Origin of the sequence: Aeromonas sp. DNRA1, from assembly GCF_963888745.1 — a bacterium.
GTDB lineage: Bacteria > Pseudomonadota > Gammaproteobacteria > Enterobacterales > Aeromonadaceae > Aeromonas > Aeromonas hydrophila.
Genome location: NZ_CAWPKQ010000001.1, coordinates 332,629 through 356,306, shown reverse-complemented (window position 1 = coordinate 356,306; position 23,678 = coordinate 332,629). Strand labels below are relative to the sequence as shown.

Below are 23,678 nucleotides of genomic sequence, written 5' to 3'. Positions count from 1 at the left end.
AATACCCGGCTGTTTTCACAACAAAACTAATGTGATGAGGCTGATGACCCGGTTTGGGTATCAGCCTTTAATCTGGGCGGTCAGCGAAACGTTTTTCTCCAAATTGTGACGAAACGGTAAAAATCGAAATTTAATATCGCCATTACCGGGTTTGGTCTGTTTTTATCACTGTTTTTACCTTAGTGTCTGGGGTCTGTTTACTGGCGGTGGATTAGTTTTTTTTGAGCGGCATGTGCGTCCGCTTGGCTTATAATCCGCTGCGTTCAAGGAATCACTCTTGCCCTGCGGGGCCGGAACGAGCACAGACTCAGGCACGTTGCTTGCTGCTACCCAGGTAGACAACCGGATGGTGGCTGCCGGGCGAGCGATGCGTGAGTGTTGTCGCGAACGCTTAAGGAAACACAGCGATGATCCAGACTACAGTACTGCATCCCAAGCACCTGGAAGCCGGCGCCAAGATGGTGGACTTCCACGGTTGGGAAATGCCCATCAACTACGGCTCACAGCTGGAAGAGCACCATCAGGTGCGCACCGATGCCGGCATGTTCGACGTCTCCCACATGACCATCGTCGATTTGACCGGCGAGCGGGTCAAAGCCTTCCTGCAACATCTGCTGGCCAACGACGTGGCCAAGCTCACCGTCTTCGGCAAGGCCCTCTACAGCGGCATGCTGACCCCGGAAGGCGGTGTCATCGATGACCTCATCACCTATTACCTTGGCGAGACCTTCTACCGCTTGGTGGTCAACTCCGCCACCCGCGAGAAGGATCTGGCCTGGATCCGCCACCACGCCCAGGACTTCGGGGTGACCGTGACCGAGCGCCCCGAGCTCGCCATGATCGCGGTGCAGGGGCCCAACGCCAAGGCCAAGGTGGCCAAGGTGTTCAGCGCCGAGCAAAATGCCGCAGTGGAAGGCATGAAGCCCTTCTTCGGCGTGCAGGCTGGCGAGCTCTTCATCGCTACCACCGGCTACACCGGTGAAGACGGCTACGAGATCGTGGTGCCGCAAGAGCAGGCGTGCGATCTGTGGCAGGCGCTGCTGGACAACGGCGTGGCCCCTTGCGGCCTGGGTGCCCGTGACACCCTGCGCCTCGAGGCCGGCATGAACCTCTACGGCCAGGACATGGACGAAACCGTCTCGCCCCTTGCCGCCAACATGGCCTGGACCATCGCCTGGGAACCGAGCGATCGCCAGTTCATCGGCCGCGCCGCGCTGGAAGCCCAGAAAGCCGCCGGCAGCCAGCCCAAGCTGGTGGGTCTGGTGATGGAAGAGAAGGGCGTGCTACGCAGCGGTATGCCGGTCACCTTCACCACCGCCGGTGGAGAAGAGCGGGAAGGTGTGATCACCTCCGGCTCTTTCTCGCCCACCCTGGGGTACAGTATTGCGTTGGCGCGGGTGCCCCGTGATATCGGCGAACAGGCCTCGGTGGAGATCCGCAAGAAGCTGGTCACCGTCAAAGTGACCAAGCCGGCTTTCGTGCGCAACGGCCAGAAGCTGGTGTAATGACCCATTGCGGCGAAGGGGCGGCCCTTCGCCAGACCCCCTTGCCCCGGCAACGCCTGTCGAACGCGCCGGGACAAGTGATCCAAGTGAATAAAGGAAGCACAAATGAGCCATATCCCGAGCGAACTGAAATATGCCACCTCCCACGAGTGGATCCGTGTCGAAGCCAACGGCGAGGCTGTGGTCGGTATCACCGAGCACGCCCAGGAGCTGCTGGGTGACATGGTGTTCGTCGATCTGCCGGAAGTGGGCAAACAGGTCGGTGCCGGTGATGACTGCGCCGTGGCCGAGTCGGTCAAGGCCGCCTCTGACATCTACAGCCCGGTGAGCGGCGAGATCCTGGCCGTCAACGAAGAGCTGGAAGGCAGCCCCGAGCTGGTCAACTCCGACCCCTACGGTGCCGGCTGGCTGTTCCGCATCAAGCTGGACGACGCGGGCGAGCTCGCCAATCTGCTGGATGCCGAAGGCTACCAGAACGTGGTGGACGAAGAGTAATGCCCCCGGGCCCTGCCAATGCGCAGGGCCCGCTTGTATAGGTGCCCGTCGGCCTGGAGGCCGACCGGCGAGGGTGAAGTCGTCCGCACCGGTTTGCCCGCGGCCAACCGGTCAGCCGCAAGACGACCCCCTGTCGCTATGAGCGACATCCGGTGCTGGCAGTGGCCACCCTGCCAGCCGAACATGAGTGAAGCCGGCCGAGGCCGGCTGTCAGGCACTTAGTTATCAGGACTTTTTATCAGGAATAGGGAAATGACCCAGTCACTGTTTGAACTCGAGCAAAAAACCGATTTCATCCGCCGTCACATCGGGCCGGGTGAGGAAGACCTGCGCGCCCTGCTGGCCGTGGTGGGCGCCGAGAGCCTGGATGATCTGATTGAGCAGACCGTCCCCGCCGCCATTCGCCGGCCGGGTCCGCTCGGCATCGGCGCCTCCATGACCGAGGTGGAAGCGCTGGCCAAGCTCAAGGGCTATGCCGCCCAGAACAAGGTCGCCAAGAGCTACATCGGCATGGGCTATCACGATACCCATGTGCCCCACGTCATCCTGCGCAACGTGCTGGAAAACCCGGGCTGGTATACCGCCTACACCCCGTACCAGCCCGAGCTGGCGCAGGGCCGTCTCGAAGCCCTGCTCAACTTCCAGCAGCTGACCCTGGACTTGACCGGCATGGATCTGGCCAGTGCCTCCCTGCTGGATGAGGCAACCGCTGCTGCCGAGGCGATGGCGCTGGCCAAGCGGATGGCCAAGTCCAAGTCCAACCTCTTCTTCGTGGCCGACGACGTGCACCCGCAGGTGATCGACGTGGTCAAGGAGCGGGCGGTCCACTTCGGTTTTGACGTGGCCGTCGGCCCGGCTGCACAGGCCTGCGCCGAAGAGGTGTTCGGTGCCCTGTTCCAGTACCCCACCACCACGGGTGAAGTGAAAGATCTGCGGGCCCTGATTGCTGCCGTGCAGGCCCAGAAAGGGCTGGCCTGCGTCAGTGCCGACCTGCTCTCCCTGCTGCTGCTCAAATCCCCGGGCGAGCTGGGGGCCGACGTGGTGTTGGGCTCGGCCCAGCGCTTTGGCGTGCCCATGGGCTACGGTGGCCCCCACGCCGCCTTCTTCGCCACTCGCGATGCCTACAAGCGCTCCATGCCGGGCCGCATCATCGGTGTCTCCAAGGATGCCCGTGGCAAGGCCGCCTTGCGCATGGCGATGCAGACCCGCGAGCAGCACATCCGCCGCGAGAAGGCCAATTCCAACATCTGTACCGCTCAGGTGCTGCTGGCCAACATGGCGAGCTTCTACGCCGTCTACCACGGCCCGGTGGGACTGAAAACCATCGCCTCCCGCGTGCACCGTCTGACCACCATTCTGGCGCTCGGCCTCAAGGCCAAGGGCGTGGCCCTCAAGCATGCCAGCTGGTTCGATACCCTGACCGTGCAGACTGCCGACAAGGCCGCGCTCATTGCCAAGGCCGAGGGGCTCGGCATCAACCTGCGTGCGGATCTCGATGGCGCGGTAGGGGTGTCGCTCTCTGAAACCACCACCCGCGCTGATGTCGCCGAGCTGTTTGAACTGTTCCTGGGCGCAGGCCACGGCCTGGAGATCGAGGCCCTCGACCAGGCGGCGCAGGCCCATCACGCCATCCCGCAGGATCTGCTGCGCACCGATGCCGTGCTGACCCACGAGGTGTTCAACAAGTACCACTCCGAGACCGAGATGCTGCGCTACATCCACCGTCTCGAAGCCAAAGATCTGGCCCTCAACTACGCCATGATCTCCCTGGGCTCCTGCACCATGAAACTCAACGCTACCGCCGAGATGATCCCGGTGACCTGGCCCGAGTTTGGCAAGCTGCACCCGTTCGCTCCGCTGGCTCAGGCCAAGGGTTATCAGCTGCTGCTGGCCGACCTCGAAAACTGGCTGGTGAAGGTGACCGGTTACGATGCGGTCTGCATGCAGCCCAACTCCGGTGCCCAGGGCGAATACGCCGGCCTGCTCGCCATCAAGAAGTACCACGAATCTCGTGGCGAGGGGCATCGCGACATCTGCCTCATTCCGGCATCCGCTCACGGTACCAACCCGGCCTCCGCCCAGATGGCGGGCCTGCGGGTCATCGTCACCGCCTGTGACAAGTCGGGCAACGTGGATCTGGACGATCTGCGCGCCAAGGCCGCCGAGGCGGGGGAGAAGCTTAGCTGTCTGATGGTGACCTATCCCTCCACCCACGGGGTGTACGAGGAGACCATCAAGGAGGTGTGCGACATCGTTCACCAGCACGGTGGTCAGGTCTATCTGGACGGCGCCAACATGAACGCCCAGGTGGGCCTCACTGCACCGGGCTTTATCGGGGCGGACGTGTCCCACCTCAACCTGCACAAGACCTTCGCCATTCCTCACGGCGGTGGCGGCCCGGGCATGGGCCCCATCGGCGTGAAGAAACACCTGGCACCGTTCGTGGCCGGTCACGCCGTGGTCAAGACCGACAAGGAGAGCCGCAACAACGGCGCCGTGTCGGCGGCACCGTTCGGCTCGGCCAGCATCCTGCCCATCAGCTGGATGTACATCGCCATGCTGGGGGACGAGGGGCTGAAGAAATCCACTCAGGTGGCCATCCTCAACGCCAACTACCTGGCCAAGAAGCTGGGTGAATCCTTCCCCGTGCTCTACTCCGGTCGCAACGGTCGGGTGGCTCACGAGTGCATCCTGGATATCCGCCCGCTCAAAGAAGCCTCCGGCATCAGCGAGATGGACGTGGCCAAGCGGCTGATGGACTACGGTTTCCACGCGCCGACCATGAGCTTCCCGGTTGCGGGTACCCTGATGGTCGAGCCGACCGAGTCGGAATCCAAGCGCGAGCTGGACCGCTTCGTCGAGGCGATGACCGCCATTCGCGCCGAGATCGCCAAGGTGCAGGACGGGCAGTGGAGCCTCACCGACAACCCGCTGGTCCATGCCCCGCACACCCAGGATGACGTGATGGACGCTGAGTGGTCTCGTGGCTACAGCCGCGCCGAGGCGGTGTTCCCGTCGGAGGCCGTGCGCGCCGCCAAGCTGTGGCCGTCGGTCAACCGTATCGACGACGTCTATGGCGATCGCAACCTGTTCTGCTCCTGCATCCCGACCGAGGATTACGCCAAGTAAGGGCAGCGTTGCTTCGACCCGAACAGAGAGACCAAGGGCCTTGCATGTGCAAGGCCCTTTTTATTGGCGGGGACGATGGCGCTGAAATGGCGGGGGAGTTTGATCATTTCAATGTTTCTTGTATAGTTGAATTCATGCAAAGATAGACGGAGGTTTGCATGAACAAAGCGATCGCTACCAAGGTGTTTGAGTCCCTCGCATCCGGCATTCGTCTCGATGTGTGGCGCCTGCTGGTCAAGGCAGGTCTGGAAGGCATGGTGGCCGGCCAGCTTGCCAGCGAGCTCGACATCGCCCCGAATACCCTCTCGTTTCACCTCAAGGCCATGTTGCACGCGGGCCTGCTCTCGGTGGAGCAGGAGGGGCGTTTCTTGCGCTATCGCGCCAACATCCCTCTGATGCTGGATCTTATCGGTTACCTCACCGAGGAGTGCTGCGCCGGTCATCCGGAAGCCTGCGGGGTGGGAGGTGTCGAGTCCCTCTGTGCGCCTGCCTGCTGTGATAAAGAGTAAGGGCCCTGTCTGCCCGCCATTCGTTACCCTTCTGGGAGTCTTTTCATGAGTACCAACGCCTGCTGCGATCTGCCCGTCAGCAAAAAAATGCGTTTTCTAGACCGCAATCTGACCCTCTGGATCTTCGTCGCCATGGGCATCGGGGTCGGGATTGGCTATCTGTTTCCCCAGGTCTCCGAGTGGAATGAGGCCATGTCGGTCGGGACTACCAATATACCTTTGGCCATTGGCCTGATCCTGATGATGTACCCGCCGCTGGCCAAGGTGAATTACGGCTCCATGGGAACCATGACCCGGGATCGCCGCGCCATCACCCTCTCATTGGTGATGAACTGGCTGGTGGGCCCCATCTTGATGTTCGTCATCGCGCTGGTGTTTTTGCACGATCAGCCGGGCTATATGGTGGGGCTCATCTTGATAGGTCTGGCGCGCTGCATCGCCATGGTGCTGGTGTGGAACGATCTCGGCGGCGGCAGCAAGGAGTACGGCGCCGGCCTGGTGGCGCTCAACAGCGCGTTCCAGATCCTCACCTACAGCTTCATGGCCTGGTTGTTCATTACCGTGCTGCCACCGCTTTTTGGCCTGCAGGGCTTTGCGGTGGATATCACCATGCTGGATATCGCGCAAAGCGTGCTGATCTATCTGGGCATTCCCTTTCTGGCAGGCTTCCTGAGCCGTCACTATCTGGTCAAGGCGAAAGGGGAGAAGTGGTACACCGAGCGTTTTATTCCGGCAATTTCCCCCATCACGCTGATCGCGCTGCTGCTCACTATCGTGCTGATGTTCAGCCTCAAGGGGGAGATGATCGTCGAACTGCCCATGGATGTGCTGCGGGTCGCGGTGCCCCTGGTGGTCTACTTTGTGCTGATGTTCTTCACCAGCTTCCTGGTGGGCAAGAAACTGGGCATCCCCTATGACAAGAACGCTTCCATCGCCTTTACCGCCACCGGCAACAACTTCGAGCTGGCCATCGCCGTCGCCATCGCGGTGTTCGGGCTGAGCTCGGATCAGGCCTTTGCCGGGGTGATCGGCCCGCTGGTGGAGGTTCCCGTACTGATCGCCCTGGTCAATGTCGCCCTGCGCATGAAGCGCTCTTACACCAACCCAGAGAACCCATCATGAATGACGCCCAGATCACCATTTACCACAACCCGGCCTGCGGCACTTCCCGCAATACGCTGGCGCTTATCCGCAACTCAGGCGTTGAACCGACCGTCATCCACTATCTGGAGACACCGCCCAGTCGCGACACCCTGCTGGCGTTGATTGCCGCCATGGGGATGCCGGTTCGCGACCTGCTACGCCAGAACGTGCCCCCCTATGAGGCGCTGGGACTGGCCGAGAACAAGTTCAGCGACGATGAACTGGTCGATGCCATGCTGGCGCACCCCATTCTGATCAACCGGCCCATCGTGGTGACCCCGCTTGGCACCAAGCTATGCCGCCCGTCAGAAGTGGTACTGGATATCCTGCCGAGCCCCCAGCAAGGGGCCTTCAGCAAGGAAGATGGAGAGCAGGTGGTGGATGCACAAGGCAGGCGCATCGGCTGACCCCGGCGCTCAGGTGCGTGGCGATGATGTTGGATCGCCATGACGGGGCGATTGCCTTGCCGGTTGCACTCGGGGCAGGATGAGGGGCGGGGCAATTGACTCGGCCCTGATTTCGTACCGATTCAGCGCAAGGAGTGGCAATGGACAGTACCCAGCGATTCTCGACCCGGGTCGAGGCCTATGTGAAATATCGGCCAAGTTATCCTGCCGCCATGCTCGATTTTCTGACCAGCGAGTTGGCCATGGGGCCGACTGCCCGGGTGGCCGATATCGGGGCCGGCACCGGCATCCTGACCGCGCTGTTGGCCCCCCGGGTGGCGCAAGTCTGGGCGGTCGAGCCAAATGCGGAGATGCGCGGGGCGGCCCGGCACCAGCTGCAGGCAGTGGCCAATATCGAGTGGCAGGATGGCAGTGCCGAAGCCACCGGTCTGGCAGACGAGTCGGTGGATCTGGTGACGGTGGCGCAGGCGTTTCACTGGTTTGATCGCGCCGCCTTCAAGCAGGAGTGCTGGCGGCTGCTCAGACCCGGTGGCCGGGTCGCCCTCATCTGGAATGACCGGCTGACCGACACCCCATTTCTCAAGGCTTATGAGGCGGGGCTGCGCACCTATTCGGGAGATTATGAGGAGGTCAATCACCGCAATCTGGGCGAAGGGGACTTTCAGGCCTTCTTCGAGGGGGAGTTCCGGCTCGATCGTTTCGCCAACCGCCAGCTGTTCGATCTCGACGGGGTGCTGGGGCGGCTCAACTCCTCTTCCTATGCCCCGGTGGCCGGCTCGCAAGCCCATGCCGAGCTGACGGCGCTGATCGCCCGGGAATTTGCCCGCCATGCGGTCGATGGCGTGATTGCCTTCAACTACGACACCCTGCTCTACAGCGGCCGGGTGTAGCAGTCGGGGGGAGCAAGGGGCCCAGATAAACAGCGGGCCCTTGCCACCGATGGCGAGGGCCCGCAAGGGCATGGCTGATCCTGTTCGCAGCGGTGGGCTGTGGTGCCTGCGCTAACTCTTGTTCAACCCCAGCATGGCCATTGCCTTGGCCAGGGTATCGACGGACTCCTGATGCTTGCCCGCCTTGTGCAGGACTTCCCCCTCGGCGCGCAGCTTCTTCACCTCGGCCAGCTTGTCGGTGCTGAGGGCGGGTTTGGCGGCGAGGGCATCATCGATCTTCTTCATGTCGGCGGGGCAGTGAAAGGCGAGGGCGCTGCCGGTAAAGAGCAGGCTGGCCAAAAGCAGGGCTGGTTTCATGTCGGCTGTCTCCACTGTGATGGCCATGATGGGACGCTCCATCATGGGATACCCAGCAAGCATAGCCCGCGGTCTGCGCCCTGACGGGGCGCTCGGGTTGAAGTGGGCGGGAAGCAGACGGTACCATGGTTGTTTTGCTCACGATTGAGCCAATCAGGGAGACCCCATGACACTCGCAAGGTTCCTCTCACCCCTGACCAGTCTGGTGATCTTCATTCTGGGCCACGGCATGTTCAACACCCTGCTGACGGTGCGCCTGTCTGCCGAGCAGGTATCGGCCCAGGCCATCGGCCTGGTATCGGCCGCCTACTTCGGCGGTCTGGTGCTGGGGGCCTTCGTCAATGCCCGCCTCATCATCCGGGTGGGTCACATCCGGGCCTATGCGGCCTACGCCTCCCTGCTCTGCTTTCTGTTTCTGCTGCACGGCATGGTGGTCGAGCCGCTGAGCTGGGCGGCGCTGCGGCTGGTGGGGGGCTTTGCCACCGGCGGTCTGTTCGTGGTGCTGGAGTCCTGGATGCTGGTCTCCAGCACGCCGGCCAACCGGGGCCGGCTGATGTCTCTCTACATGATCCTGCTCTACGGCTCTCTGGCCATGGGGCAGTTGCTGCTCAAGTGGGTGGATCCCATGGTATTGACCCCGTTTGCCCTGTGCGCCATGGCGGCGACCCTGTCGGTGATCCCGCTGGCGGTTTCCCGGGTAGCGACCCCGGCCATGGTGGCGCCCCAGCCGGTCGGCGTGCTGGAGCTGGTGCGGCTCACCCCGGCGGGGATGGGCAGCAGCTTTACCTCCGGCCTCATCCTCGGGGCCATCTACGGCCTGCTGCCGCTCTATTTTACCGACAGCGGTTCGTCGCTCTCCAAGGTGGCGGACATGATGGCGCTGGTGATCCTGGGGGGGATGTGCCTGCAGTACCCCATCGGTCGTCTCTCCGATCGCTACGACCGGCGGCTGGTGATCCTGCTGCTTGGCGCCGTGCTGGCGCTGCTGGCCCTGTTGATGGTGCTGCTGCCCGCCGGCTGGCGCGAGCCGCTGATGGGGGGCCTGGTGTTCCTGCTGGGCGGCATGGCGTTCTCCATCTACCCATTGAGCCTCAGCCACGCCTGTGACGAGCTGCGTCCGGACCAGGTGCTGGGGGCCAATCAGGGGTTGCTGCTCGCCTACAGCCTGGGCGCCATGACCGGGCCGCTGCTGGCGCCTTTTGTCATGGCGCAGTTCGGGCCAGAGGGGCTGTTCGTCTATTTCGCCCTCTGTGGCCTGTTGCTGGCGGGGTATCTCGGCTGGCGCAAGCGGCAGCGAGCGCCCATTCCGCTGGCCGATCATCAGGTGTTCATCCCGGTGCCGCCCAATACCCCGATGACGGCGGAGCTGGAGCCGAGAACGGACCTGGCGGGGGAGGCGGTACCCGCCAGCTATGCCACCCCCGGATCGGATGAGGGCCAGCAGTCAAAAGCAGGCTGAGTCGAGGGTGCGTAGCAACAAAAAAAGCCGACTCACTGAGTCGGCTTTTTGTCCATCTGGTCGCTATCAGGCGGTGACGGCGTCAGCTTTGGTCGCTTCCGGCGCCGGATTGCGAATGAGGTAATCAAACGCCCCCAGTGCGGCGGTCGCCCCGGCGCCCATGGAGATGATGATCTGCTTGAACGGCACCGTGGTGGCGTCCCCTGCGGCGTAGACGCCGGGCAGGGAGGTGGCGCCCTTGGTGTCGATCTCGATCTCGCCAAAGCGGGTCAGGGTCACGTCGCTCCCCTTGAGGAACTCGGTGTTCGGCACCAGACCGATCTGGACGAAGATGCCCGCCACCGCCAGATGCTTGATCTCGCCGGTGGTGCGATCTTCGTAATCCATGCCCACCACCTTGCTGCCATCACCGATCACTTCAGTGGTGCGGGCGCTCATGATGATGTCGATGTTGCCCATGGAGCGCGCCTTCTTCTGCAGTACCTCGTCGGCACGCAGGGTGTCGGCGAACTCCACTACGGTGACGTGTTCGACGATGCCTGCCAAGTCGATGGCTGCCTCGATGCCGGAGTTGCCGCCCCCGATCACCGCAACCCGCTTGCCCTTGAAGAAGGGGCCGTCACAGTGCGGGCAGTAGGCCACGCCCTTGGTACGGTACTCGAGCTCGCCAGGCACGTTCAGGTCGCGCCAGCGGGCACCGGTCGCCAGGATCACGGCGCGGCTCTTCAAGGTGGCGCCAGAGGCGAGATCCACGTTGACGTAGCCATCCTTGCTGATGGCGGCGGCGCGCTGCTCGGTGATCACTTCCACGCCGTACTGCTTGACGTGCTGCTCCAGGCTGGCGGCCAGCTTGGGGCCTTCGGTGTAGGGCACGGAGATGAAGTTCTCGATGCCGATGGTGTCCATCACCTGGCCACCGAAACGTTCGGCGACGATGGCGGTGCGAATGCCTTTGCGAGCGGCATAGATGGCGGCGGCTGCGCCAGCCGGGCCACCACCGACGACCAGTACGTCGTAAGGGGCTTTTTCGCTCAGCTCTTGCGCCTTGCGTTCGGCGGCGCCGGTGTCGAGCTTGGCGACGATCTCTTCCAGCGAAATGCGGCCCTGGCTGAACGGTTGACCGTTCAGGTAGACGTTCGGTACCGCCATGATCTGACGCTCGTTGACCTCGTCCTGGAACAGGGCACCGTCGATCATGGTGTGGGTGATGCCGGGGTTCAGGGTTGCCATCAGGTTGAGGGCCTGCACCACGTCCGGGCAGTTGTGGCAGGAGAGCGAAATGTAAGTCTCGAAGTGGAACTCACCCTTGAGATTGCGGATCTGCTCCTGCACGGCCGCATCGGCCTTGGAGGGGTGACCGCCGCTTTGCAGCAGGGCGAGCACCAGCGAGGTAAATTCATGACCCATGGGGATGCCGGCAAAATGAACGCGCGGGGCCTGGCCCTTCGGCGCGACACTCATGGAAGGCTTGCGGGCATTGGTGCCAGAGGTCTGGGTAATCTTGGGGGACATCTCGGCGATCTCGCCGGCCAAGGCCAGCAGTTCGGCGGATTTGTCACTGTCATTGCCGGACACGCTGATCTCGATGGGATTGACGATGTACTGCAAGTAACCGTTGAGTTGTTGTTTGAGGTTGGTATCCAACATCTTCGAATTCCTTCTTTTGATTGCGGGTCAGCGTTTTGTCAGGCCAGAAAGCAGACCGGCCCTTGAGTGGGCCGGTCTTCAGAGCGGGGAGGCTTAGATTTTGCCTACCAGATCCAGGGACGGGGCCAGGGTGGCGTCGCCTTCTTTCCACTTGGCCGGGCACACTTCACCCGGGTGAGCGGCAACATACTGGGCAGCTTTGACCTTGCGCAGCAGTTCCAGTGCGTCACGACCGATACCGCCGGCGTTGATTTCAACGATCTGGATGATGCCTTGCGGGTCGATGACGAAGGTACCGCGGTCAGCCAGACCGGCTTCTTCGATCATCACGCCGAAGTTGCGGGTGATGGTGCCGGTCGGGTCGCCGATCATCGGGTATTGGATCTTCTGGATGGTGTCAGAAGTGTCGTGCCAGGCCTTGTGAGTGAAGTGGGTGTCGGTGGAGACGGAGTAGATCTCGACGCCCAGCTTCTGGAATTCGGCGTAGTTGTCAGCCAGGTCACCCAGCTCGGTCGGGCAGACGAAGGTGAAGTCAGCCGGGTAGAAGAACACCACGGACCACTTGCCTTTCAGGTCAGCGTCAGACACCTGAACGAATTTGCCATTGTGGTAGGCGGTGGCGTTGAACGGCTTGATTTCAGTGTTGATGTAGGTAGACATGTATTTGCTCCTTGGTGATGTACATATGCCCGTCTGGGTTTGAAAAGTCGTGCCGGACGAGGCGTTTAACTTTCGATGGATTCATCATAGGGACTTTTCCTAATCGATCAAAGCCGCAATTTTGAATCACTTAAATCTACTTATTAGATAAACCATGGCTGCTGTACCTAACATGAATATCACCGGCATGCCGGGATAACTCCTTGTCGAGGTTCAACATCTGTGCGCGGCTTCGGCTTTTCAAGGGGCGAGTGGCAGTCTGCCAACCGTAAATAGATGGGGGGCTGCCGCTTTGCGATATGCAGGCGCCAGTACGCACGGGGCGAGGGGAGGGGAAATGCACAGATAAAAAAATCCCGGCGTCGTCGCAAGGACAAGGCCGGGTCATCAAACAAGGAATGGCTATATAAACAAAAGCTTTACAGCAAAGACTAACTACGGGGTGTGCAAACTTGCAGACATATGAGAGGAAGAGGACGGGTGCACAATCCCTCGTCTTCCGCTCGGCAACTATTGCATGACGGTCATGATAGTGTGATGCAGATCACAAAGCAAGGTTATGGTGTAATTTTTCAATCAAAATGAAAGGGTTTCAGCTTTATTGCCGATGAAGTGCGCTTAAAACGCTTTTATTGTAATTTTATTACATTAAATAGAGATCAAAAGTCGCCAGGCGGCTCCTGCTCCTCCATCAGTTCCAGCAGGTTGATGGCGACGGCAATGAAGTCCGACTCGGTGACGATGCCGATCAACTTGCGCCCTTTGAGTACCGGCAGGCAGCCGTATCTGTGTCGTTGCAGGTAGAGCGCCGCCTCCTTGATGCCGGCGTGGGGATCCACGCTGGCCACCTGGCGGGTCATGATCTCGTCGAGCTGTACGCTGTCGGTGAACTCTGCCTCCCGCTCCGGATTGATCAGCAGCAGTTTGGACTCGCGGGTGGCAAGGATGTCGGAGAGGGTGACCAGGCCCAGCAGATGATGCTGTTCGTCAACGATGGGGATGTGGCGGATCCGCTCCTGCTGCATCAGATCCATCGCCTGTTTGACGCTGTTTTCCGGACCCAGGGTGAAGGGGTGTTCAGTCATGATCTCGGATAGGGTCATCATGGTGGGCCTCCTTGTGTATCTGCTTTCACCCTAGCCCAGCCCCCCTCGGTAAAACATGATCAGGGTCAATACAAAACCTTAAAGGTTTTTTAACTGGCCCTGCTTCACATAATTGCTCGCTATCCCTTGTCTCCCTTGGGTTTTTGGTCTTTTGGGTTGCCTTGGAAGAAGGGGATAACTAGACTAGCCGCCGATTCCCCCCGAGGTGAAAGATGCAAGTATCCGATTTTCATTTTGATCTGCCAGACGAGCTGATTGCCCGCTATCCCATGACGGAACGTACCGCCAGTCGTCTGTTGCAGCTCGATGGTCAAACTGGCGCACTGCGCCACGGTCAATTTGTGGATGTGCTGGACCAGCTCAACCCCGGCGATCTGCTGGTATTCAACAACACCCGTGTCATTCCGGCGCGCATGTTTGGCCAGAAGGCCAGCGGCGGCAAGCTGGAGGTGCTGGTGGAGCGGATGCTGGACGAGCACAGCGTGCTGGCTCATGTGCGCTCTTCCAAATCGCCCAAGCCCGGTACCCGGCTCATTCTGGATGGCGGGGCCGACGGCGAGAAAGTCGAAGCCGAGATGCGTGCCCGTCACGATGCCCTGTTCGAGATCCATTTCCTCGACCCACGCCCCGTGCTGGAGATCCTGGAAGCCATCGGCCATATGCCGCTGCCTCCTTACATCGACCGTCCCGATGAGGATGCCGACAAGGAGCGCTACCAGACCGTCTACAACCAGAAGCCGGGTGCCGTAGCGGCGCCGACTGCCGGCCTGCACTTCGACGAGCCGCTGCTCGAGAAGATCCGTGCCAAGGGGGTGGAAACGGCGTTCGTCACCCTGCACGTCGGGGCGGGCACCTTCCAGCCGGTGCGGGTGGACAAGATTGAAGATCACCATATGCACTCGGAGTATGCCGAGGTGCCGCAGGAGGTGGTGGACGCCATCGCCGCGACGCGCGCCCGCGGTGGCCGGGTGATTGCGGTGGGGACCACCTCGGTGCGATCGCTCGAGAGCGCCGCCAAGGTGAGCCTGGCCCAGGGCAAGCCGCTGGCGCCGTTCTTCAGCGACACCGACATCTTCATCTTCCCCGGTTACCAGTTCCAGGTGGTCGATGCCATGGTCACCAACTTCCATCTGCCGGAGTCGACTCTGATCATGCTGGTCAGCGCCTTTGCAGGCTACGACAACGTGATGGCGGCCTACCAGGCGGCCGTGGCCGAGCAGTACCGTTTCTTCAGCTACGGGGACGCCATGTTCGTCACCCGTCGCCGTGCGCAGGCATAAGCCACGCCCTTTATACCGGGCCCTCGGGCCCCCTACTGTCAGACTGTTTCTCTGACGCAACGAGGTAGCAATGAAATTTGAACTGAAAACCACTGACGGCCGTGCCCGTCGCGGCCAGCTGGTATTCGAGCGCGGCACCGTGCAGACCCCGGCCTTTATGCCGGTCGGCACCTACGGCACCGTCAAGGGGATGACCCCGGAAGAGGTGCGTGAGACCGGTGCCCAGATCCTGCTCGGCAACACCTTCCACCTCTGGCTGCGGCCGGGGCAGGAAGTGATGCGCGCCCACGGCGATCTGCATGACTTCATGAACTGGCAGGGCCCGATCCTGACCGACTCCGGCGGTTTCCAGGTGTTCAGCCTGGGCCACATCCGCAAGATCACCGAGGCGGGGGTGCACTTCCGTCACCCCATCAACGGCGAGAAGATCTTCCTCGACCCCGAGAAATCCATGGAGATCCAGTACGATCTGGGCTCCGACATCGTGATGATCTTCGATGAGTGCACGCCGTACCCGGCCACTTACGAAGAGGCGCGCAAGTCCATGGAGATGTCCCTGCGCTGGGGCAAGCGTTCGCGCGACAAGTTCGATGCGCTCGGCAACAAGAACGCCCTGTTCGGCATCATCCAGGGTTCCGTGTACGAAGATCTGCGGGATGTGTCGCTGGAAGGTCTCTTGGAGATCGGTTTTGACGGTTACGCGGTCGGTGGTCTGGCGGTGGGTGAACCGAAAGAGGACATGCATCGCATCCTCGAGCACGTCTGCCCGAAAATCCCGGCCGACAAACCGCGTTACCTGATGGGCGTGGGCAAGCCGGAAGATCTGGTGGAAGGGGTGCGCCGCGGCATCGACATGTTCGACTGCGTAATGCCGACCCGCAACGCCCGCAACGGCCACCTGTTCACCACCGACGGGGTGGTCAAGATCCGCAACGCCAAGTATCGCGAGGACACCAGCACCCTGGATGCCGACTGCGATTGCTACACCTGCAAGAACTACACCCGCAGTTATTTGTACCATCTGGACAAGTGCAACGAGATCCTCGGTGCCCGTCTGAACACCATTCACAACCTGCGTTATTACCAGCGTGTGATGCAGGGTTTGCGGGACGCGATCGAGCAGGGTAAATTAGACGACTTTGTAACTGAGTTTTACCGTCGGCAAGGGAAGCCCGTGCCTCCGTTAGCTGAAAATGACGTGAAATAACAACGATATATAAGCTAGTTTTCAAATCTACATCAATAAGAGGTTGTTAAATGAGCATTATCTCCAAGGCGTATGCAGAAGGCGCAGTTCCGGGTGCACAGGGTGGTGGCATGGAAATGATCATCATGCTGGCCGTATTCGGCCTCATCTTCTACTTCATGATCTATCGCCCCCAGGCCAAGCGCGCCAAAGATCACCGCAACCTGATGAGCTCCCTCTCCAAGGGTGACGAAGTCCTCACTTCCGGTGGCTTGGTTGGCAAGATCGCCAAAGTATCCGCCGACAGCGAATACCTGGTGCTGGCCTTGAACGATCAGACCCAGGTCACCATCAAACGTGACTTCGTCTCTGCCGTTCTGCCCAAGGGTTCTATCCAGTCCCTCTAATCTCCCGAGGAGCACAGCGTGTTAAATCGCTATCCGCTGTGGAAATACCTGATGGTGGTCGTGGTGATCGCCATCGGTTTTCTATATGCAGCCCCCAATCTTTACGGCGAAGACCCGGCCTTGCAGATCTCTGCCAGCCGGGGGGCCGAAGTCAAGCTGGACACCCTTGACCTGGTGAAAGAGACGCTCGATGCGGCTCAGATCCCGGTCAAGCATGCGGCGTTCGAGCACGGCTTTATCCTGGTTCGTTTCAAAAATACCGAAGAGCAGCTCAAGGCGCGCGACATCGTCGCCAACAAGCTGGGCGACAACTTCATTACCGCTCTTAACCTGGCCCCTTCCACGCCTGCCTGGCTCGAAGCCATCGGCGCCAACCCGCTCAAGCTGGGTCTGGACCTGCGCGGCGGTGTGCACTTCCTGATGGAAGTGGACATGGCCGAGGCGCTGACCAAGCAGCAAGAGCAGATGGTGCAGGATTTCCGTTCCGAGCTGCGTACCCAGAAGATCCGTTATTCCGGCGTGCGCCGGGCCGGTGATCAGGTACAGGTGCTGTTCCGTGACGAGGCCGATCAGGCCAAGGCCATCTCTCACCTGCGTCGTCAGAACCCGGATCTCACCTTCACCACCGAGCAGAAGGGGGACGAGTTCGTCCTGCTGGCCTCCTTGAGTGAAGCCAAGATCAAGGAAGTGAAGAAGTACGCCCTCGAGCAGAACATCACCATCATCCGCAACCGGGTGAACGAGCTGGGCGTGGCCGAGCCGCTGGTACAACAGCAGGGTGCCGAGCGCATCGTGGTGGAACTGCCCGGTATTCAGGACACCGCCCGTGCCAAGGAGATCCTGGGCGCGACCGCGACCCTGGAATTCCACATGGTCGATGAGACTGCCGACATCCAGGCCGCGGCCGATGGTCGGGTGCCGCCGAGCTCCAAGGTCTACAACGATCGCAACGGACGTCCGGTGGTGCTGCAAAAGCGCATCATCCTGACCGGTGACCACATCGTGGGTGCCCAGTCCGGTTTCGACGAATACAGCCGTCCCCAGGTCAACATCAAGCTTGATGGCCAGGGTGGCAACAAGATGGCCAACTTTACCAAGGACAACGTTGGTAAGGGCATGGCTACCGTGTTCATCGAATACAAGCCGGTCGGTCAGCCGGGTCCGGACGGCAAGCGCAAGTTCCGCAAGCAGGAGGAGGTGATCAACGTCGCCACCATCCAGTCGCGCCTTGGCAGCCAGTTCCGCATCACCGGCATCGACAACGCCAACGAAGCCCATAACCTGGCGCTGCTGCTGCGAGCCGGTGCGCTGATCGCCCCGATCCAGATCGTGGAAGAGCGCACCATAGGCCCGAGCCTGGGTCAGCAGAACATCGACAGCGGTATGGAAGCCATCGGCTGGGCCATGCTGGTGATCGTGCTGTTCATGGGGATCTACTACCGTGCGTTCGGCTGGGTGGCCAACATCGCCCTCACCATGAACCTGGTGCTGATCGTCGGTATTATGTCAATGATCCCGGGGGCCACCATGACCCTGCCGGGCATCGCCGGTATCGTCTTGACGCTGGGTATGGCGGTGGATGCCAACGTGCTGATCTACGAGCGTATTCGTGAAGAGATCCGCAACGGTCGCGGGGTGCAGCAGGCCATTCATCTGGGCTTTGATCGGGCATTCTCGACCATTGCCGACTCCAACGTCACCTCGCTCATCACCTGTGTGATCCTGTTCGGTATCGGCACCGGCGCCATCAAGGGCTTCGCCCTGACGCTGGGGATTGGTCTGAGTGCTTCCATGTTTACCGCCATCACGGTATCCCGCGCCATCATCAACCTGGCCTGGGGTGGACGGCGCCTCGACAAGCTGCCGATCTAAGGAAGAGACATGTTTCAGATTCTACATTTTGAAAAGCCCATTCCCTTCATGCGCTATGCCAAGCCGGGTGTGGTCTTCTCTACCCTGCTGATGGTGATCTCCCTGTTCTTCCTGTTCGACCGGGGCCTGAACTGGGGCCTGGACTTTACCGGCGGTACCACCATCGAGGTGGGGTTCCAGCAGTCGGTGAGCCTGGACAAGGTGCACCAGGTGCTGGATGAGCAGAAGATTGAAGGGGCGACCCTGCAACACTTCGGTTCCAGCCGTGACGTACTGTTCCGCCTGACCCCGAAAGAGGGGGTCAAGGTGGAGCAGCAGGGCAACGAGGTGCTGGCGGCGGCCAAGCTGATCGATCCTGCGGCCGTGCTCAAGCGCGTCGAGTTCGTCGGCCCTTCGGTGGGTGACGAGCTGGCGACCGACGGTGCGCTGGCCATGCTGGCCTCCATCATCTGTATCCTGATCTACGTGGCGGTGCGCTTCGAATGGCGTCTGGCCATGGGGGGCATTCTCTCCCTGGTGCACGACGTGGTGATCACCCTCGGCGTCTTTGCCTACTTCCAATACGAGTTCGACCTGACCGTGCTGGCGGCATTGATGACCCTGGTGGGTTACTCCCTGAACGACACCATCGTAGTGTTCGACCGACTGCGGGAGAACTTTCGCAAGGTGCGCAAAGGGGATACCGAGTACATCCTGGATCTCTCCATGACCGAGACCCTGAGCCGGACCATCATCACCTCGGGCTTGACCTTCGTGGTGGTACTGGCACTGCTGCTCAAGGGCGGTCCGCTGATCCACGGTTTCTCGGTGGCCATGGTGATCGGTGTCGCCTTCGGTACCTACTCCTCCATCTATGTGGCGAGCTCATTCGCCATGTTCTTCGGGGTCAAGCGGGAGCACATGCTGCCGACCCAGGTGGAAAAAGAGGGCGCGGATCAGCAAGAGATCCTGCCGTAAATGACAAGGGCGCCGCGAGGCGCCCTTTCTCTTATCGTCCGGGTGAGTCATTATGACGGTTTCACCCACGGCTGTTGGTCAACAGGCAAGGAGCAAGCCATGCAACACAATCCCCGTTTTCTGGCACTGGTAGAGGCCATTCGTCCCCATGTGCGGGAGACCGACGTGCACCAGATCAAACGCTGGCAGGATGAGGGGCGTACCTTTCACCTGGTCGACGTGCGGGAAGAGAGCGAGTGGGCCAGGGGCCATCTGCCGGGGGCAACCTACCTCGGTCGCGGGGTGATCGAGCGGGACATCGAAACCCGTTACCCGGATCCCGACACCGAGCTCTACCTCTATTGTGGTGGGGGATTTCGCTCCATTTTGGTGGCGGAGAACCTGCAGAAGATGGGCTACGGCCGGGTGGTCAGCGTCGATGGTGGCTTTCGGGGCTGGTGTGATGCCGGATACCCTGTCGAATCCTGATTTATTTGAGGGAGAGAGGCTCAGCCACATGACAAAGTGTCGGCTGACCTTTACCATATGCCGGGTCAAGCGTAAGCGTCGGAGTGTTCATTGAACGTCAGGAAAGGGATTGGATACCTCCTTGGTATCCTGTTGCTGCTCCCCATGTGGGGTTGCAGCAGTAGCAGTCAGGTTGAAGCGCCTCAAGTTCCCAAGCCGCAACCCGCTTCACTGGTATTGGCGACCCCCCTGCAGGTCTCTTACCAGAGCGAGTTGGCGTTGGCGCGACTCGGGCAGATGCTCAGTGAGATGGAATTGACCACGGAGCAACGGGCTGAACTGTTTTATGAGCGTGCTGTCGTGTTTGACCGGGTAGGCTTGCGCTCCCTGGCGCGGCTGGATTTCAACCGCGCTCTGCGGGAGAAGCCGGATTTTGCCGAAGCCTATAACTTCATCGGTGTCTATCTGGTGCAGCAGCAGAATTATGACGAGGCCTACGAGGCATTTGATTCCGCCCTCGAGCTGGCTCCCGATTATGACTATGCCTACCTGAACCGTGGCATTGCGCTCTATTACGGCAATCGTCCCGAGCTGGCCGCGGCCGATATGAAGCGCTTCTACGAGGCGCAGCCGGAAGATCCCTACCGGGTGATCTGGCTCTATCTGGCCGAACAGAAGCTCAATGCACCGGCCGCCATGAGCCGGATGCGCGAGCGGCTCAACAAGTACGATGACGATGCCTGGAACTGGGATCTGGTGCGCCTCTATACCGGCGAACTCAATGCCACCCAGTTGATGGGCAATGTGGTGAAAGGGGTGAAGGACAACCGGGAGCTCGCCGAGCGCCTGTGCGAAACCTACTTCTACCTCGGCAAGTTTGAACTGGCCAAGGGCAACCGCAAGGAAGCCATCAGCTACTTCAAGCTGGCGCTCGCCAACAACGTGTATGACTTCATCGAGCACAGATATGCCCTGCTCGAACTGGAGCTGATGGCGCGCAAACCCCTGCCGCCCGGTGCCCAGAGTGCCCAGGGCAAGAGCAGCAAGCAGGCATCCTGAGCTTGCCCTGTTGCCGGTTTGAATGATGTAGAAAAGGCCTCATTGCGAGGCCTTTTTGCTGTCCGGGTGTCAGACGCGACGGTGTAAGTCACCCCCGTCAGATGGTATGCCGCCGGCTCACTGGGCCAGCATCATGCCGGGGATCTGGCGCCAGTAACCGTTGCAGTCGCGCTCCTGCTGCAGGGGCAGGGGGGCCAGGCCTTGTTCATTGGCCTTGAAGCGATCCAGCATCGTCAGGGTGTCCAGCCCCTCGGGGGAGAGACGCACCACATCCACCAGCCCCTCCATCCCGGCCAGATCGTTGCCCAGGTTGTAGCAATAACCGGACTGGGTCTGGATGCCGTTGAGGTTGAACACCTTCTGCCCCTCGCGGCTGCTGGCGAGCCGGCCGGTGGGGTAGTCGATGCAGGCCAGTTCGCAGTTGTCCTTGGGCCGGTCGAGGGAGCGGGCGGTGAAGCAGCGCGCCGAGTAGGCGAGCGGTAGGTGGCCGTAGGCGAACACCTCCACCTCGAACTGCTGGCGCTCCCTGCCCAGATCCTGATTGAGCTGCACCAGCCAGTCGCGGGATAGCTCCACCGGCATCACCCAGCGCTGCATCCCCTGTTTGAGCAGCATGCGCAGCACGTCGGCGTTGTAGGCGTTGATGGCGGGGCCGCAGACGAACGGCAGCCCGGCTTCACTGGCGAGCTGGACCGCTCCCAGATCGTTGGCCTCGATCATCAGCTCGCCGTTGTCGACCAGCCGCTTGACCTCCTTGAGCTCGGAGGGGGCGGAGATGAGCGCCAGCGTGGAGAGCACCGCCTGCTTGCCCGAGCCGGCCACCTGACGGGCGAGGGCAATCCAGTCATCCACTTTCAGTTCGCGGCGCTTGCTGCAGACGGTTTCCCCCAGATAGACGATGTCGGCCTGGCTGGCGGCGGCCGCCTGATAGAAGCCCTGGGTGTCGGCCTTGGGCCAGTAGAAGAGCAGGGGGCCGAGAGAGAATTTCATGAACAGGGCTCCTTATTGCCACTGGCGATGATAGGCACCGAGGGTGGTCTGACTCCCCTCGGAGACGCGGGCGAGCTGGGCATCCCACTCGGCCTTGACCTGATAGGCTTCCGGATTGGCCTGATAGGCGTCGATGGCGGCGCGCCAGACCCGGGTGACCTGCTCCACATAGGCGGGGCTGCGTTGGCGTCCTTCAATCTTGACCGACTGGATACCGGTCTGGAACAGCTCGGGCAACAGGCCAAGGGTATTGAGGCTGGTGGGCTCCTCCAGCGCGTGGTAGGTCTGGCCATCCACCTCGAAGCGGCCCTTGCACAGGGTCGGGTAGCCGGCGTTTTCCCCGGGGCCGTAACGGTCGATCAGCACCTCGTTGAGGCGAGACTCGAGGCCGCTCGGGGTCTCCTCCCAGCGCACGAACTTGGCCGGTGAGCAGGCGCCGACGGTATTGGGGCTCTCGCCGGTCATGTAGGAGGAGAGGTAGCAGCGCCCCTCCGCCATGATGCAGAGGCTGCCGAAGGCGAACACCTCGAGGCCGACGTCGGTCTCGCGGGCCAGCTGCCTCACCTGATGCATGGAGAGGACGCGCGGCAACACCACCCGACCGACGTTGAAGTGCTGTTGGTAGAAACGGATGGCGGCGGCGTTAGTGGCACTGGCCTGCACCGAGACGTGCAGTTCCAGATCCGGGTAGCGGCGGCTGGCATAGTCGAGCACGGCGAGGTCGGCGATGATCAGGGCATCGGCACCCAGTGCGGCGCCCTTGTCCACCGCCTGCTGCCAGCGGGCATCGTAGCCCGGGTGGGCGAAGGTGTTGATGGCGATGTGGAGTTTGCGGCCATGCTGGTGCACATAGTCGACCGCTTTCTCCAGCTTGCTGTCGGTGAAGTTGAGCCCGGCGAAATGGCGGGCGTTGGTGTCATCCTTGAAGCCGATATAGACCGCATCGGCCCCGTTATCCACGGCTGTTTTCAGTGCCGGCAAACTGCCTGCCGGACAGAGTAATTCCATCGGGTACGCTCCGAGAGGGTAAAAATGCAAAAGTGGCTCGATTGTATTCACCGGCGTCCTTCCACTTTTTGACCTGAGGCAGCTTTGTGTGGCTTTACCCTTCTTGAGGTAAGTGGGCACAAGTTTGATTTCCAACAGGATCATGGCTGCGGCCCTGTGCTTGAATGCGCAAAAAACTGGGAGTTTATCGTGTTTCAACAACTGCAACGTCGCCTGGTCGAACAGGCTCCCCGCATTCTGCGCCATCCTCTCAAACTGGTGCCATTTTCCTTGCAGCAGAGCCTGATGGAGCGCCTGCTGGCCAGCGTGTTCAAAGAGGCCATCGCAGATGGCGACTTTGAATTTCTGGCGGGCAAGTGGCTCAAGGTCGAAGTCTCGGATCTGGAGCTCTGCTGGTTCATCAGCGAGCAGGATGGCAAGCTGGTGGTGGCTCGCTACTGCGAGCAGGCCGATGTCTGTTTCAGCGGCACCACCAACGACCTCATCCTGATTGCCGGACGCAAGGAAGATCCCGACTCTCTCTTCTTCCAGCGCAAGCTGAAGATTGAAGGGAACACCGAGCTGGGGCTGGAGGTGAAAAACCTGATGGACAGCCTGGATCTGGACGGTTTGCCAAGCCTGGTGCGTTATCCCTTGCTGGATCTCGCCACCTTCATCGAGCGGGCAAAGGCGGGATCAGCGCAAGAGGCGCACTCTGCGCCGGCGGGTGGGGTTGCGCCTCAGTTGTGAGACCAGCCCATCGGCATGGTGGCGGTAGTGATTGCGAGCCCACAGGCAGCGACAGGCCCACAGACAGGGCAGCAGTGCCAGCAGGGCGCCGGCGTTGGGAAGGCGCGAGAGCAGCAGACCCAGCGCCAGCCAGATGAACGGCTGGGCCTCGTAGAGCCACTCCGGCTGGAACCAGCGTTTGGTCGGGAAGATGACCAGATCGGTACGCCGATAGCTGGATCGCATCATCCAGACGGTGGCACCGGCGACAAACAGCAAGGTGCCCGCCAGCCAGAGCAGCGGGGAGTGGCTGAGCAGGATGATGCCGACCGCCACCAGCAGATAGCAGACCGGCAACCTCTCATAAAGCCAGCGTGGGCACATGTTGCCTCCACTTTTCACCTTCCCATCCTTCAAGTCTAGCCAGTCAGCGCACCCGTCTCATACCGCTTTGTTC

At 61.1% G+C, this 23,678-nt stretch carries 23 protein-coding genes; 16 read left to right on the top strand and 7 right to left on the bottom strand.

Going from position 1 to position 23,678, the window contains the following annotated elements; genetic code table 11:
• The first annotated feature begins 407 nt into the window (after positions 1-407).
• From gcvT to AACQ43_RS01585, 7 genes are all read left to right on the top strand, one after another.
• Positions 408-1,505 carry a glycine cleavage system aminomethyltransferase GcvT gene (gene gcvT / locus AACQ43_RS01615; protein ID WP_168965562.1) on the top strand — a complete coding sequence of 366 codons (1,098 nt, stop codon included), beginning with the start codon at positions 408-410 and terminating at the stop codon, positions 1,503-1,505.
• 105 nt (positions 1,506-1,610) lie between these two features.
• Positions 1,611-2,000 carry a glycine cleavage system protein GcvH gene (gcvH, locus tag AACQ43_RS01610; RefSeq protein WP_010634317.1) on the top strand — a complete coding sequence of 130 codons (390 nt, stop codon included), beginning with the start codon at positions 1,611-1,613 and terminating at the stop codon, positions 1,998-2,000.
• 252 nt (positions 2,001-2,252) lie between these two features.
• The gene (gcvP, locus tag AACQ43_RS01605; RefSeq protein WP_168965560.1) at positions 2,253-5,129 is read left to right on the top strand and encodes an aminomethyl-transferring glycine dehydrogenase; all 2,877 of its coding nucleotides are present in this window, start codon (positions 2,253-2,255) and stop codon (positions 5,127-5,129) included.
• Positions 5,130-5,287: 158 nt separating this feature from the next.
• Entirely contained in the window at positions 5,288-5,638 is a 351-nt protein-coding gene (locus AACQ43_RS01600) for an ArsR/SmtB family transcription factor (RefSeq protein ID WP_168965558.1), read from the top strand.
• 45 nt (positions 5,639-5,683) lie between these two features.
• Positions 5,684-6,760 carry an ACR3 family arsenite efflux transporter gene (arsB, locus tag AACQ43_RS01595; protein ID WP_168965555.1) on the top strand — a complete coding sequence of 359 codons (1,077 nt, stop codon included), beginning with the start codon at positions 5,684-5,686 and terminating at the stop codon, positions 6,758-6,760.
• Positions 6,757-7,188, top strand: a complete 432-nt coding sequence (gene arsC / locus AACQ43_RS01590) for a glutaredoxin-dependent arsenate reductase (protein WP_118881452.1) — start codon at positions 6,757-6,759, stop codon at positions 7,186-7,188. The genes arsB and arsC overlap by 4 nt, the downstream gene beginning before the upstream one ends.
• Positions 7,189-7,328: 140 nt before the next feature.
• Complete coding sequence (locus tag AACQ43_RS01585; RefSeq protein WP_168965553.1) at positions 7,329-8,078, top strand: class I SAM-dependent methyltransferase; 750 nt, start codon at positions 7,329-7,331, stop codon at positions 8,076-8,078.
• Between the two features lie 111 nt (positions 8,079-8,189).
• Here the strand turns inward: AACQ43_RS01585 and AACQ43_RS01580 are convergent, their stop codons facing one another.
• A complete protein-coding gene (locus AACQ43_RS01580; protein ID WP_168966458.1) occupies positions 8,190-8,435 on the bottom strand; it encodes a hypothetical protein in 246 nt (81 codons plus the stop codon).
• 166 nt (positions 8,436-8,601) lie between these two features.
• Here AACQ43_RS01580 and AACQ43_RS01575 point away from each other — a divergent pair, with 166 nt between their 5' ends.
• Complete coding sequence (locus AACQ43_RS01575; RefSeq protein ID WP_168965551.1) at positions 8,602-9,894, top strand: MFS transporter; 1,293 nt, start codon at positions 8,602-8,604, stop codon at positions 9,892-9,894.
• A 66-nt stretch (positions 9,895-9,960) separates the two neighbouring features.
• On the opposite strand, the gene ahpF is transcribed toward AACQ43_RS01575, so the two are convergent.
• From ahpF to AACQ43_RS01560, 3 genes are all read right to left on the bottom strand, one after another.
• Complete coding sequence (gene ahpF / locus AACQ43_RS01570) at positions 9,961-11,541, bottom strand: alkyl hydroperoxide reductase subunit F (protein WP_168965549.1); 1,581 nt, start codon at positions 11,539-11,541, stop codon at positions 9,961-9,963.
• Positions 11,542-11,634: 93 nt separating this feature from the next.
• Entirely contained in the window at positions 11,635-12,201 is a 567-nt protein-coding gene (ahpC, locus tag AACQ43_RS01565) for an alkyl hydroperoxide reductase subunit C (protein WP_011705621.1), read from the bottom strand.
• Between the two features lie 659 nt (positions 12,202-12,860).
• Entirely contained in the window at positions 12,861-13,307 is a 447-nt protein-coding gene (locus tag AACQ43_RS01560; RefSeq protein ID WP_011705622.1) for a CBS domain-containing protein, read from the bottom strand.
• 212 nt (positions 13,308-13,519) lie between these two features.
• On the opposite strand from AACQ43_RS01560, the gene queA reads away from it, so the two are divergent.
• The 7 genes from queA (at position 13,520) to nlpI (ending at position 20,515) form a co-directional block, all read left to right on the top strand.
• Complete coding sequence (gene queA / locus AACQ43_RS01555; protein ID WP_168965547.1) at positions 13,520-14,587, top strand: tRNA preQ1(34) S-adenosylmethionine ribosyltransferase-isomerase QueA; 1,068 nt, start codon at positions 13,520-13,522, stop codon at positions 14,585-14,587.
• Between the two features lie 70 nt (positions 14,588-14,657).
• Positions 14,658-15,794 (top strand): tRNA guanosine(34) transglycosylase Tgt, encoded by a 1,137-nt coding sequence (gene tgt, locus AACQ43_RS01550; RefSeq protein WP_016350389.1) that lies wholly within the window; start codon positions 14,658-14,660, stop codon positions 15,792-15,794.
• Positions 15,795-15,844: 50 nt separating this feature from the next.
• Positions 15,845-16,180, top strand: coding sequence for a preprotein translocase subunit YajC (yajC, locus tag AACQ43_RS01545; protein WP_011705624.1), 336 nt, complete (start codon positions 15,845-15,847; stop codon positions 16,178-16,180).
• An 18-nt stretch (positions 16,181-16,198) separates the two neighbouring features.
• Positions 16,199-18,052, top strand: a complete 1,854-nt coding sequence (gene secD / locus AACQ43_RS01540; RefSeq protein WP_016350391.1) for a protein translocase subunit SecD — start codon at positions 16,199-16,201, stop codon at positions 18,050-18,052.
• 9 nt (positions 18,053-18,061) lie between these two features.
• Complete coding sequence (gene secF / locus AACQ43_RS01535) at positions 18,062-19,009, top strand: protein translocase subunit SecF (RefSeq protein WP_017410226.1); 948 nt, start codon at positions 18,062-18,064, stop codon at positions 19,007-19,009.
• 99 nt (positions 19,010-19,108) lie between these two features.
• Positions 19,109-19,477, top strand: a complete 369-nt coding sequence (locus tag AACQ43_RS01530; protein WP_011705627.1) for a rhodanese-like domain-containing protein — start codon at positions 19,109-19,111, stop codon at positions 19,475-19,477.
• Between the two features lie 90 nt (positions 19,478-19,567).
• The gene (gene nlpI / locus AACQ43_RS01525) at positions 19,568-20,515 is read left to right on the top strand and encodes a lipoprotein NlpI (protein ID WP_280940144.1); all 948 of its coding nucleotides are present in this window, start codon (positions 19,568-19,570) and stop codon (positions 20,513-20,515) included.
• A gap of 117 nt (positions 20,516-20,632) precedes the next feature.
• On the opposite strand, the gene AACQ43_RS01520 is transcribed toward nlpI, so the two are convergent.
• Both AACQ43_RS01520 and ubiU read right to left on the bottom strand, forming a co-directional pair.
• A complete protein-coding gene (locus AACQ43_RS01520) occupies positions 20,633-21,505 on the bottom strand; it encodes a U32 family peptidase (RefSeq protein ID WP_168965545.1) in 873 nt (290 codons plus the stop codon).
• A gap of 12 nt (positions 21,506-21,517) precedes the next feature.
• A complete protein-coding gene (gene ubiU / locus AACQ43_RS01515) occupies positions 21,518-22,513 on the bottom strand; it encodes a ubiquinone anaerobic biosynthesis protein UbiU (protein WP_168965543.1) in 996 nt (331 codons plus the stop codon).
• Between the two features lie 189 nt (positions 22,514-22,702).
• Here ubiU and ubiT point away from each other — a divergent pair, with 189 nt between their 5' ends.
• Positions 22,703-23,242 carry a ubiquinone anaerobic biosynthesis accessory factor UbiT gene (gene ubiT, locus AACQ43_RS01510; protein WP_146061872.1) on the top strand — a complete coding sequence of 180 codons (540 nt, stop codon included), beginning with the start codon at positions 22,703-22,705 and terminating at the stop codon, positions 23,240-23,242.
• Here ubiT and AACQ43_RS01505 read toward each other — a convergent pair.
• Complete coding sequence (locus tag AACQ43_RS01505) at positions 23,189-23,605, bottom strand: hypothetical protein (RefSeq protein ID WP_011705632.1); 417 nt, start codon at positions 23,603-23,605, stop codon at positions 23,189-23,191. The two genes, ubiT and AACQ43_RS01505, sit on opposite strands and share 54 nt — an antisense overlap.
• Between the last annotated feature and the right edge of the window lie 73 nt (positions 23,606-23,678).